Genomic DNA, 12,115 nt, shown 5'->3' with positions numbered 1-12,115 from the left:
ACCGGTTGGTTTTTTTATGGAATCATCCCTTCCGCTTCCCGTCAAAATCCCCTTCAGTTTATTTGACCTTCTTTTTGAAAATTATGTCGTTTATGAACTCATACAAAACCGCTACGGTAAGTTCATCAACAATAATAACGTTATCGGAGTACAGCCATCGTGTCGGGACTGGTCAACGGAAAATGGGTAAGCGGCGACGTCGCTAAAGAAGAAATTAAAAACGGCGCCTTTCATCGCGAGGAAACCGCGTTTCGTGAAACACACATCGAGCCGCAGGCAGGCCGTTATCAGCTTTTCGTTTCTTATCTTTGCCCGTGGGCTTCGCGAACCCTGATATTCCGTCATCTGAAAGGGCTGGAAAAGTTTATTTCCGTTTCCATCGCACAACCGGTCATTGGCGAAAATGGCTGGACGTTCGACGAGCCTCAGGATGCCGGAGATAAAATCCCGGCCATCCGCCACGTTCATGAGCTGTATACCGCCAGCGATGCACATTACACCGGCAAAGTTTCTGTACCCGTTTTGTGGGATCGCCAGGCAGGTCGCATCGTGAACAACGAATCAGCCGACATCATCCGCATCCTTAACCACACTTTCGACGCCCTCAACGGCAATCAGGATGATTTCTACCCTGCCCCGCTGCGCGAGGGAATCGACCGCTGGAACGAAATTATTTATCACGACGTCAATAACGGCGTGTACAAAACCGGCTTTGCGAAAACGCAGGAAAGCTACGGCGTGGCCGTCACCCGGCTTTTCAGCACACTTGATATGCTGGAAGCCCATTTAGACAGCCACCGTTATATCGCCGGGGAGTACCTCACAGAAGCCGACTGGCGTTTGTTCGTTACGCTGGTGCGGTTCGACAGCGCATATCACGGCGCTTTCAAATGCAATATCCGCCGTATTGAAGACTATCCTAATCTTTCAAATTATTTGCGTGAACTCTATCAGTGGCCGGGGATCAGTGACACCGTCAATCTGGCGCACATCAAACAAGGCTATTACGGAATTCTGTGGCTGAATCCGACCGGAATTGTCCCGGCGGGCCCGGAACTGGATTTACGACGCGCCCATAACCGTGAACGGCTGGACAGTCTGGGCATCATCCAGAAACTACGCTAAAAATTGCTTGGACCCGCAAAGATAACACTGTATATTTCAACAGTTATTTTTCTCCCCCAGCCAGAAAACGAGGAAAGCTATGCGGGTCGAACTGATTTTTGACAAACGGAATGTCTCAAGGATCCCAAATGCCAGTGAAAAAATTGAGGCAGAACTGGTTAAGCGGGTACACCGCATGTTCCCTGACGCTGAAGTAAAAGTGAAACCGATGCAGGCCAACGGGCTGAATACGCACGGAGCCAGCAAGCAGGAACGTTCGCAATTAAACCAAATGCTGGAAGAAATGTTTGAAGAAGCCGACGAATGGCTTTCGGTCGAGTAAAAAGGTGCGTCTCGGTTGCACTTGGTTACAAAGAGCAATTGAATTAAACAACCCATAGCTATCGCTTAATATAAGATGTGAACGTTATATAAATTCATTATCTTTCAGAGCGATGAGCCGCCGTTTTATCGGGCACAGTCTGGATTAATTTCATCCGGCTAACTGCCTTCGCGTCATCGCTTTTCGCTTCAAACGCGTCAACGACTTTGCGAAACAGCCATGCCACCGAGCCCAAGAAAATCCAGCGCCCAACCTCATTTTTACACCAAGCGCTTTGCGCTGATCTGTCTCGGCATTGTCTGCTGTCTGGCACTTCTGCTGGGCCGCGTAGGCTATTTACAGCTGCTCAATCAGCCCATGCTGGAAAAAGAAGCGGATTCGCGTTCACTGCGTTCCAGCATTATTCCCGCCGGGCGCGGCACGATTGCCGACCGCAACGGGCACCCTCTCGCGCTCAGTGTGGCGTCAAAAGATATTATTGCTGACCCGTTCCGTATTCTGGAACTACACAGCGACCTCAACAGCCCGAAATGGCAATATCTGGCTTCTGCGCTGAATGTCCCGCTTTCGCAATTACAGCAAACCATCAACAGTGATCCGCAGCGCCGTTTCGTTTATCTCGGTCGAAAAATCGAAGAAGGGATTGCCGGTGATATCGGCCAGTTGCACCTTGGCGGTGTCTCCAGCCAAAACGACGACAGCCGCTATTACCCGATGAGTGAAGCCGCAGCAAACCTCGTCGGCGTGGTCGGTACTGATAACGAAGGCCTTAATGGCATCGAAAAAGGTTTTAATGCCTTGTTGCAGGGCAAACCCGGCATGCGCGAATACCGCCAGGATCGCCACGGCAACGTCATCGGGATTTTGAAAGAAGTCGCACCGCAACAGCCGCCGACCATTAACCTGAGTATCGACAGCTTTATGCAGTACGTGTTGTATTCGCGGCTGCGTGAAGGCGTATTGCTCAACCAGGCAGAATCCGGCGCTGCCGTGCTGGTCGACGTGAGCACCGGTGAAATTTTGGGGATGGCCTCCTTCCCGTCTTACAACCCGAATAACTACGCGGGCGTTCAGCCTAAAGACATGCGTAACGTCGCCATCAGCGACAGTTTTGAACCCGGTTCGACGGTCAAACCGCTGGTGGTCATGGCCGGTCTGGCGCGCCGTATGATTCGCCCGGATTCCGTGCTCGATACCCATCCGTACACCGTTAACGGTCACCTGATTAAAGACGTTGGGCACTGGCCAGCGCTGACCATTACCGGCATCTTGCAAAAATCCAGCGACATCGCGGTATCACACATTGCACTTGCGATGCCTGCCAACGTGCTGGTTCAGCTTTATCAGTCGTTCGGGCTGGGTAAAGCCACTGATTTAGGGATCGGCGGCGAAAGCAGCGGTTACTTCCCGGCGCACCGTGACCGCTGGGCAGACATCGAACGCGCCACGTTCTCCTTCGGCTACGGCCTGCGCGTCACGCCGCTGCAAATCGCCCGTGAATACGCCACCATCGGCGCGGAAGGCATTTACCGTCCGCTGTCGATAACCAAGGTTACGCCTCCGGTACTGGGCACCCGCGTGATGTCCGCCGATGTGGTCAGGACGGTCATTCATATGATGGAAAGTGACGCCCTGCCCGGCGGCTCCGGCCTCAGTGCGGCGGTGCCCGGCTACCGTTTAGCGATTAAAACCGGTACTGCAGAAAAAATGGGTGCCAGCGGCAAATACGATGGCGGTTACATCAACTACACCGCCGGTGTTGCACCGGCCAGTAATCCGCGCGTGGCGCTGGTGGTGATGGTCAACAACCCGCAGGCCGGTAAACACTTCGGTGGCTCGGTAGCGGGCCCGATATTCGGGCATATCATGGGCGAAATTCTTAACCACATGAACATTGCGCCGGATGCGCTGGTGCCGGAAACACCGCCAACGACCGTTATCAATGGCGGTCAGAAAACGGATCTGGTGCGTAGACCGGCGACTGATGGTTAAACGAAGCGTAGAAAAATAGCGAAAAAACGCTGACACGCTGGATCTCACCGAAAGAAGCGGTTAACGTGCGGATGTTTTGTCAGTTGAAGTCCACGCGGAGGAAGAGCAGCGCGCTCTGTCAGAAAAAAATGAAACGGCTTCTTATCGTTTTTATCGTTTTTGTCGCGGTTTGTCTGGGCGTTATTGCCCTCAATATGCAGGGTAGCGGCCCCTGGTAAACAGCGTTCACGAGGGAGAAATCACTGTGCCAACCGGTAAGAACTTCGTCATTTTGATCGTTCTTATTCTCGTCGGGATTGTTGTGGTTGACGATGGCATAGCGCGGTTAATTCACTGGATCCTGCTACGTTAACATGATGGCCCGCCAGACGACGCTCGTCGTTCTGCCCACCGGGCCATTTCTGCAAGTTGTCTGCTCCGCCATCAACTGAGCAACACCTGCCACGCCATCATGGCGAAGTCGTGTATAATAGCGGTATTCAACCTTAATACAGACTGGTTATGGCTCAAGACATTCATATCGCTATCGTCTGCGCACTCAGTAAATGGATTGAAGGCCATCTTGGTCGCGTCATCCATCTTGAAGAACTGGCTGAGTATTCAGGCTATTCGCTTTGGCACATGCAAAAATTATTTAAAGAATCGACAGGTATTTCTCTGGGGAAGTACATCAGGGAACGCCGTCTGGCGAGCGCTGTTTATCAGCTGAGCAGCAGTGAAACCCCGATTTTTGATATCGCGATGGATTTCGGGTTTGGCTCGCAGTCGCATTTTACCTACATGTTCCGTAAGCGTTTTAACATCACGCCTCATGAATTTCGCCAAAACCCGAACATCGAACTCGACGTTTCTCCCCCGCTTCATCTGATCCATCAGAAATCAGCCTGAGAATCGTAGCCTTACAGTGACAAAAAACGCGGCCATCAGAGGCCGCGTTCTTTTACTGCTTTTTTGACTGCTTGTACTCAAGTCTTGCAAAAACAAAGCGCTATTCTGTGTCTGAGAAAGGCACGCTTAGAACTGATACACCAGACCTACCGCGGTAACGTCATCGGTGTTGATACCGGCGTTATCGGTGAAGGTGCTGCTGTCGATCAGGTTGATTTTGTAGTCAACATAGGCCGACATGTTTTTGTTGAAGTAGTAAGTCGCACCCAGGTCGACAAATTTCACCAGATCCTGATCCTGGTAGTTGTTGCCCAGACGGTCGGTTCCTAAATCTTTACCGCGCGTTTGGTTATAGGCGACGAACGGACGCAGGCCGAAATCGAACTGATAGCTTGCGTAAGCTTCGAAGGCCTGTGACTGGTTAGCATAACCATAAGCTTCTGAATCGGTAGAACCGAAACGGGAAGCGTTGTAAGCCTGAGTAAACATCGCTGCAAGATAAACGTTGTTAGCGTCATATTTCAGACCGCCGGTGTAACCTTCCGCTTTTTTACCGTCGCCCATGATGCCAGGAGCGGTATTTTGCTCATCAGTACGGTCAGAATTGAAGAAGGCACCCGCCACGCTGACGCCCGCGCCAATATCGTAGCTCAGGGACATCCCGTAACCGTCGCCGTTCTGCGTCAGTACATCACGTGTACCAGGCTCGCCGCCACCGCTGTCATTTTTGCCCTGATATTGCAGAGCGAAGTGCAGGCCATCCACCAGCCCGAAGAAGTTGTCATTACGGTAAGTCGCAACGCCGTTGGTACGCTGATAAAGGAACTGGTCAGCACCGTAGGTGGAACCATCGAACTCTGGCTGCATGTCGGTCCAGGCGGCTACGTCATACATGACGCCATTGTTACGACCGTAGTCGAAGGAACCCATATCGCCAAATTTCAGACCGGCAAAACCGTAACGGGTAAAGGCGCGGTCACCGTCATCTGAGCTTTCGGCCTGGTTGGCCTGAACCTGATATTCCCACTGGCCGTAACCGGTCAGCTGGTCGGTAATCTGCGTTTCGCCTTTGAAGCCCAGACGGATGTAGCTCTGATCGCCGTCATTGCCCGCGTTGTTTGAAAAGTAATGCAAACCATCAACTAAACCGTAAAGGTCCAGTTTATTACCATCTTTATTATAAACTTCTGCCGCACTTGCTGAGCCTGCAACCACTAACGCAGGGATCATGAGTGAAAGAACACGGAGTTTCATTTTTCTGTCCTCGATAGGTGTCGGGCCGTGCCACTGAATGTAAAGTACACGTTTTTTTACTGCTTTAGATATTGCATAACGCTTGTATGAATTTTGGCCCGACATGGCAAATCCATTCTCTGGATATAATTACTATTAATCCAGAAAGAAAATGATACGAAATTAGTTAAGACATTTCCTATTTATTAGAAGGTGTAACAATTTATTAAAATTGAGCATTTTTAGTGCCACTGATAATTGTTAAAATAAAGCACGCAAAGCTAATTTAATAAGAATTACAATAAAAACAATAGGATATACATGATACTTACCGCACTAAGTGATAAAGCAACCTCCTCCTAATAATATATACTCCCTCTCGCTATCATCATTATTTGTTATTCTATTACCCTCATTCCCCGTCTTGTGGAAACAACAGCCGACCCTTAGTGGTCGGTTTTTTTTTGATTTTTATAAGAAATAATAACTTAATGTGACATTCATCACTTAATTATATCGCGCACAACAAGTACTTTTCTCCATAATTACCTCACAGTTTCTCCATTATTCACACCCCGATTTTATTAATAGTTGATATCTAATCCTAGGAATTATTAAGGAATTTCCGGATTATTATTAATCGATATTGTGGAGAGGGTTTATTGGTCAGCGACGGTTCAGATCCGTTACTATAGATAAAGTCAGACCAATCCCGCTGATCGCCTCAGGGGAGACAGGTACACTGCCGGTGCCACGCAAGATCTTATTTTTCAACTGTTCAGGGAACCCCATGCCACAACAGGACCAGCCAGATAACATCTCCAAAGCCAGAATGCTTCTGGCAACCCGCCGTTTTCTCAAACTCGACGAGTGGCTGTTGTCACATATGCGTAGCTGGCAGAATCAGGGCGAAAGCCACAGCGATTACGGATTATTAATGCATCCATCCACGCTGTTTGGCGGCACGGAGTTCCAGGCACTGAATCCGCTGGAGATCCTCAGCGACTGGGCGCAGCAATGTCCGCAGAGCTATCACGCGCATGTTTTACTGGGGATGGTCTGGCACGAAAATGCCTGGATGATCCGTCAGGCACCCAATGAAGAAGACATTGAAGATCACCAGTGGCTTGGTGCCCAGCTCTGCTGCGATTACGCCGTGCTGGCTTTCCTGAAAGCCATTGAGCTGCATACCCGCCCGACCCACGCTTTCCGCCATATGATGAATCTCAGCGGCGGCTTCGGTGAACCGTACTGGCTTAAATCTTTATTCGCCGGTGAAATCCCCAAACCGCTGCATGAGAAGTTCTCGATTCAGGGCAGCGAAATCTGGCAGGCGGGTATCGCGCACATCCATGCACTGGGTTTTGAACCTGCGACACACTGGCCGCAGTCATTGCCTGCCGCCCTGCAACAAACCCGCAAAGCGGACGACGAAGCGCTCAGTTACTGGCTGCGCATGGCGATGTCGGTACGCCACGCGGACGTCGGCACGATGGAATCCTACCTTTTATTCCATTCCGCATTCTGGGGCGGCAGCGATGAGCAGCAGATGCTGATTATCGACGGCCCGCTCTGTGCGGAATTCAGTGACGATGAGCGCAACCAGTTCCGCGCAAATGCGCTGTGCGATGCCTTATCCGGCGAAATCGCGGACCGGGAATCCCCGCGAGCCGCGCAATTACAGCAACAACTGGCTGGTTTACTTGCACAACCACTGGAGCCCGCTACCCGCGTCCGTTTGCTGGATCTGGCCGGGATCTGCATGGCGTACTGGAAGGATGACGATCAGGCGGGGCTGGCGGTTTATCAGGATCTCTTCGCGGTTTCCCCGCAGGCGATGCCCGGTCATTTTGCCGCGCTCTTTATTTCCCGTGCGGTGCTGGCGAATGGCCATCAGGAAGGATTGCCGGTTCTGACGCACTTGCTGACCCGTGCGCTGAGTCAGGCCACCGATCCGGTGCTGGTCAGCTTTGCCGCTGCCGCGTTGCAATATGGTTTGTACGGATTGCCCGCCAGACCAGAGCTGAGCAGCGGATTAATGGAACACGCCTGGTCTATGATGCAGCAATCCGGTGACGAACAGCCGGTGAAAGATCTGGTCACACTGGCGCACGACATGGCGATCAACGACGATCTGGACGCCGCGCATTTCCTGATGACCGAAATGGCTCGTCACGGCAGCGCCATTCACTGCTACGAACTGTACTTTTTCTACCGCAACGGCTGGCATCAGGATGTGCCGGAGCAATATCACAACGACAGCAACGCGATGGATTGCGTGCTCAGCGCCGCACGCTCCGGGCTGGTGCCCGCCATGTTTACCTGTGCCAACGCCCTGCGGGAAGGCCTTGGCGCAGAGCCGGATTACGAGCAGGCCATGCATTGGTATCAGCGCGCCGCCGACGCCGGACATCTTTCCGCCGCCTACTTCCGCGCCAGCTGTGCGCTGGATAACGGCACAGAAGCGGAAAAACGTCTCGCCACCGGCCAGTGGTTACCCGAAATTCTGCATAATCCTGCGCATCCCGATCGCGCCGAAGCCGCCTACACGCTGGGCATGGCGTGGCTGACAGGCACCGGCACAAAGAAAAACCGTTACACCGCCAGCAAGTTTATTGAGTTTGCTCTCGAACTGAATCCCGAATCCGAAGCCACCAGACAGGTGCATCAGGATCTCAACGGCTCACTGCGGGCACGCATGAATTTATGGCAGGATAAACGGAAAGCCGAAGTGGAAGATCCGGTGGCGGAGTTTCGTTTGCAGGAGCCGCTGCAATAGCGGGTGATATTTTGGGCTCGCCGCCCAATCCGGGCTTAAATTCAAAAACGGAATGGATTTATCTTTTAGATAAGTTTATTGGCGTGCTCAAAAATGGCACCGAATGAATGGTTCGAGACCAGAGGCTCGAGCCGAGCGGAGCGAGACAACGTCACGAAGTGACGGCCCGAAGGGCGAGGCCGTAGGCCGAGTAAACCTGAAATTCGGGAATCGCGCAGCGATGACATTTTGCGCCACCCACAATTGCGTCAGAACATGTCCGTCGTGCCCGCAAAGCGCGCAGTGAAAGAGCCCGGGGGGCTTGGGGGGCGGCGGCGATAAGCCGTCCCCCAAGTCGGTGTGGGCCGACGCCCACGACCTTGAAGTTGAAGTTGAAGCCACACAAGCAACGCCCTCCTCCTCACCGCTCCCTCAGAGACTCCTTCACTTTATTCAATGGTTTAATCAGGTAATCCAGAACACTTTTCTGCCCTGTTTTGATATCGACGTTCGCCACCATCCCCGGCACAATCGGGAACTGGCGTCCGGCTTTATTGGTCAGGAACGCCTTATCCGTCCGGACGTAAACACGGTAGTAATACTGGTCGCGCTTCACTTCATCCTGCAAGGTGTCCGGCGATACGCCTTCGACTTTGCCTTCGAGGTCGCCATAAATCGACGAGTCATAGGCCGAGATTTTTACCGTGGCCGGTAATCCTGGCCGGATGTAGGCGATGTCACGCGGGTTGATACGCGTTTCGATCAGCAACTGGTCTTCAATCGGGACAATTTCCATCAGCTTGCCGCCCGGCTGGAGTACGCCACCGACGGTGGAGACCTGAATGTCTTTTACGATGCCGTGAACCGGCGAATACAACTCGGAACGGGTGACCTGATCCTCTTTACCCGCCATGACCTGCAACTCTGCATCCAGATCGGCGTTATTTTTCACCTGCTCTTCGCGCGCACGCACCGCGTACTGGTTGGTCGCATCGTCGATTTTGCCACGCAGTTCGCTGGCCTGACGTTTCAGGCGGATGACTTCCACCTGCCCCGCGGCACCTTTGGCGACCAGCGGCTGGGTCATGTTGATTTCGTCATTCACCAGTTTGAGGGACTGATTCAGGTTGGTCACCGTCTCATCACGGTTCTGTTTACGCGACAAATAAAGCTGACGTTCGCGCGCCACCAGTTCCGGGGATTTCATGGTTTCCGGGCTGAATTTCAGCGGCGCACCGGTCAGTTCCGCGCTCAGACGTTCAGAAGACGCGCGAAGGGTTCTGACGCGTGAGGCCGCTTCGCCATAGTTTGATTGCGAACGGGTCGGGTCGAGTTGTGCCAGGAGCTGGCCGCGGCTGACGACCGAACCTTCCTGCACCATCAGTTTTAAAATCACGCCGCCGTCCAGAGAATCAATCTGCTGCGCTTTGCTCGACGGTGTCACTTTACCGGTACCTACCGTCACTTCATCCAGCACGGCAAAACGCGCCCAGATGAAAAAGACCAGCAGGCTGCCGAGCGTCACCCAGATAACCCACGACACTTTCCGGCTTTCGGCTTCCAACTCATCATTCAATGTTACGTGTGCCATGCGGGACCCTTAGCAGCTCAGGCTGCGCCCTGTTTGGTTTCAGCCACCACCGCCGCGGCCGGAGCCGGTGTGTTGGTGGCGGCAGTTGCCAGAATTTGATCCCGTGGCCCGTCGGCCACCACCCGTCCGTTATCCATCACCACAATTCTGTCAACCAGTTTGAGCAGCGCCGGACGGTGCGTCACCACAATCAGCGTGCGTCCGACCAGCCAGGCGTGAAGCTGGCGGATCACGTAATCCTCAAGCTGTTCATCCATCGACGCGGTCGGTTCATCGAGCAATACCACCTGCGGATTTCGTAAAATCATGCGGCTGAGCATCACCATCTGGCGTTGTCCGCCGGACAATCCGCGCCCGCCTTCGTTGATGATTTTGTCGAGGCTGGAGGCATCGGCCTGCACCATCGACAACGCGCCGCTGATGCGCAGTGCCTGCAACATTTCCTGATCGGTCGCATGCGGATACCCGAGCATCAGGTTCTGGCGCAAGGTGCCGAAGAACAGCCGCGAATCTTGCGACAGATAACCAATCTGGCGGCGGATATCTGCCGGTTCGACTTTGGTCATATCAACGCCATCAATCAGGATTTTGCCCTGCGACGGGCTGGCCTGGCCGGACAGCAATTTCAGCAACGTCGATTTCCCTGCCCCGACTTTGCCCAGAATCGCCACGCGTTCGCCGGGTTTGATTTCCAGCTGACCAATGCCGAGCACGTTCGGCGAATTCTCTTTGTCGTAGGTGTATTGCAGATTGCGCACGTTGAAATGACCGCTCAGCGTCGGGCAATGCGACAGTTCCGCATCAGCGGGCCGGTCAACCGGTTTTTTCAGCAGATCATCCAGCCCGCGCATGGCGCTTTTCGCATGCTGCCAGCGGGAGAAGACCATCGTCAGCTGCATTAATGGCGCGATGGTCCGTGAGGAAAGCATGCTGCTGGCGACCAGCGTACCGGTAGTGATATCACCGCTCAGCACCAGATAGACCCCGAACACCAGCATGCCGCCGTAGGTCAGTTGCTGAACCGTCGATGCCCAGCCGGTCAGGCGCGCGCCCCACAAACGTTGCTTCATACCCACGGCGGCGCTGACTTCATGAGTCTGCTCCCACTGACGCTGGAAATACGCTTCCGCCTGCAAGGCTTTGATGTCTTCAATGCCTTCGATGGTTTCCACCAGCACGGCGTTGCGCAGCGCACTTTCACGCATGCCTTCTTTCGCCAGTTTTGCCATCGGCCACTGGATCAGAATGCCGGGGATAACAATCAGTGGGATAGCCAATAGCGGGATGATCACCAGCGGGCCACCGATGAAAAACATGATGCCGAGAAACAGCAGGACAAACGGCATATCGGCAGCGGCGCTGACCGTGGTGGATGTCAGCAGTTCGCGCACCTGATCGATTTCACGCAGCTGGGAAATAAAGGAGCCGGTGGATTTTGGCCGGTCGTCATTTTTGATGCTCATCGCCCGCACGAAAAACAGCGATGAAACCTTGAGGTCAATCTTTTTGCCCATGAGATCCGACACCAGCGTACGCATCAGGCGGATGATGTATTCCATCCCCGCCGCCAGCACCACGCCGAAGAACAGTACCCACAGCGTCGGGAAAGATTGCGCCGGGATCACCCGGTCGTAGACCTGCATGGAGAACAAAATCCCCGCCAGTGCCAGCACGTTACCCAAAACTGAGGCTAGCGAGATTTCTGCGATTTTGCGCCCGGAACCGCGGAAGTTTTCCCAGAACCAGTGTTTTTTATGCGGCTGAACAAACTGGTCGATACGCTGATCGCGCCCGCGCGGCGCGACGCCAACCAAAAAGACCGGGCCGTTGCTTTGTTCAAGCAGCGTTACCAGCTCGGCCGAACGCAGTAAATCGCCGCCGTCGCTCAGCCAGTAATCAACGTTGCCGTCGTCATGCAGCTGTTCAAGAACCGCAATACCGCCCTGCGCCAGCGTAATAACGGCAGGCAAAACTTCCTGCCGCCAGCGTACCTGATTCCAGCTGACCATGCCGATTTGCAATCCCATCAGGCCGCTCAGGCGATCAAGCTGACGGCGTAACGGCTGATGTTCGAACCAGCGCATTTGCTGGCGAAGAAAAAGAGGATCTGCTGGTTTACCGAATGTTTCGGCCACGCGCCCCATGGCGCTTATCCAGACGTCGATCGACAAAGGTGTTGCTGCTTCATTGCTCATTTCAACCTCGT

Annotated in this window: 8 protein-coding genes and 1 other RNA gene; 6 read left to right on the top strand and 3 right to left on the bottom strand. The window is 53.5% G+C overall.

Going from position 1 to position 12,115, the window contains the following annotated elements; genetic code table 11:
* Positions 1-159 precede the first annotated feature (159 nt).
* The 4 genes from M2403_RS10780 to M2403_RS10765 all read left to right on the top strand — a co-directional run bounded on the left by M2403_RS10780 (position 160) and on the right by M2403_RS10765 (position 4,327).
* A complete protein-coding gene (locus M2403_RS10780) occupies positions 160-1,125 on the top strand; it encodes a glutathione S-transferase family protein (protein ID WP_259229114.1) in 966 nt (321 codons plus the stop codon).
* Between the two features lie 79 nt (positions 1,126-1,204).
* Positions 1,205-1,447 (top strand): DinI family protein, encoded by a 243-nt coding sequence (locus M2403_RS10775; RefSeq protein ID WP_152324336.1) that lies wholly within the window; start codon positions 1,205-1,207, stop codon positions 1,445-1,447.
* A gap of 219 nt (positions 1,448-1,666) precedes the next feature.
* Positions 1,667-3,439: a penicillin-binding transpeptidase domain-containing protein gene (locus M2403_RS10770; RefSeq protein ID WP_152324337.1), complete on the top strand. Its 1,773-nt coding sequence runs from the start codon at positions 1,667-1,669 to the stop codon at positions 3,437-3,439.
* Positions 3,440-3,940: 501 nt separating this feature from the next.
* Positions 3,941-4,327, top strand: a complete 387-nt coding sequence (locus tag M2403_RS10765; RefSeq protein WP_104921314.1) for a helix-turn-helix domain-containing protein — start codon at positions 3,941-3,943, stop codon at positions 4,325-4,327.
* 126 nt (positions 4,328-4,453) lie between these two features.
* Here the strand turns inward: M2403_RS10765 and ompC are convergent, their stop codons facing one another.
* Positions 4,454-5,581 (bottom strand): porin OmpC, encoded by a 1,128-nt coding sequence (ompC, locus tag M2403_RS10760; RefSeq protein ID WP_152324338.1) that lies wholly within the window; start codon positions 5,579-5,581, stop codon positions 4,454-4,456.
* Between the two features lie 769 nt (positions 5,582-6,350).
* On the opposite strand from ompC, the gene M2403_RS10755 reads away from it, so the two are divergent.
* Together M2403_RS10755 and M2403_RS10750 are read left to right on the top strand one after the other, a co-directional pair.
* Positions 6,351-8,339: a DUF4034 domain-containing protein gene (locus M2403_RS10755; protein ID WP_259229113.1), complete on the top strand. Its 1,989-nt coding sequence runs from the start codon at positions 6,351-6,353 to the stop codon at positions 8,337-8,339.
* A 111-nt stretch (positions 8,340-8,450) separates the two neighbouring features.
* A non-coding RNA gene (locus M2403_RS10750) (RtT sRNA) lies at positions 8,451-8,532 on the top strand.
* 207 nt (positions 8,533-8,739) lie between these two features.
* Here M2403_RS10750 and M2403_RS10745 read toward each other — a convergent pair.
* Together M2403_RS10745 and M2403_RS10740 are read right to left on the bottom strand one after the other, a co-directional pair.
* Positions 8,740-9,909, bottom strand: a complete 1,170-nt coding sequence (locus tag M2403_RS10745) for an HlyD family efflux transporter periplasmic adaptor subunit (protein ID WP_259229112.1) — start codon at positions 9,907-9,909, stop codon at positions 8,740-8,742.
* A gap of 17 nt (positions 9,910-9,926) precedes the next feature.
* A complete protein-coding gene (locus tag M2403_RS10740; RefSeq protein WP_259229111.1) occupies positions 9,927-12,104 on the bottom strand; it encodes a type I secretion system permease/ATPase in 2,178 nt (725 codons plus the stop codon).
* Between the last annotated feature and the right edge of the window lie 11 nt (positions 12,105-12,115).

It is taken from the genome of Rahnella sp. BIGb0603, from assembly GCF_024808755.1.
Lineage (GTDB): Bacteria > Pseudomonadota > Gammaproteobacteria > Enterobacterales > Enterobacteriaceae > Rahnella > Rahnella contaminans.
This window is presented reverse-complemented; position numbering and strand designations above follow the sequence as displayed.

Coding starts and splice junctions, on each gene's coding strand:
- M2403_RS10775 (WP_152324336.1), top strand. CDS start 1,205: ATGCGGGTCGAACTGATTTTTGACAAACGGAATGTCTCAAGGATCCCA.
- M2403_RS10770 (WP_152324337.1), top strand. CDS start 1,667: ATGCCACCGAGCCCAAGAAAATCCAGCGCCCAACCTCATTTTTACACC.
- M2403_RS10765 (WP_104921314.1), top strand. CDS start 3,941: ATGGCTCAAGACATTCATATCGCTATCGTCTGCGCACTCAGTAAATGG.
- ompC (WP_152324338.1), bottom strand. CDS start 5,581: ATGAAACTCCGTGTTCTTTCACTCATGATCCCTGCGTTAGTGGTTGCA.
- M2403_RS10755 (WP_259229113.1), top strand. CDS start 6,351: ATGCCACAACAGGACCAGCCAGATAACATCTCCAAAGCCAGAATGCTT.
- M2403_RS10745 (WP_259229112.1), bottom strand. CDS start 9,909: ATGGCACACGTAACATTGAATGATGAGTTGGAAGCCGAAAGCCGGAAA.
- M2403_RS10740 (WP_259229111.1), bottom strand. CDS start 12,104: ATGAGCAATGAAGCAGCAACACCTTTGTCGATCGACGTCTGGATAAGC.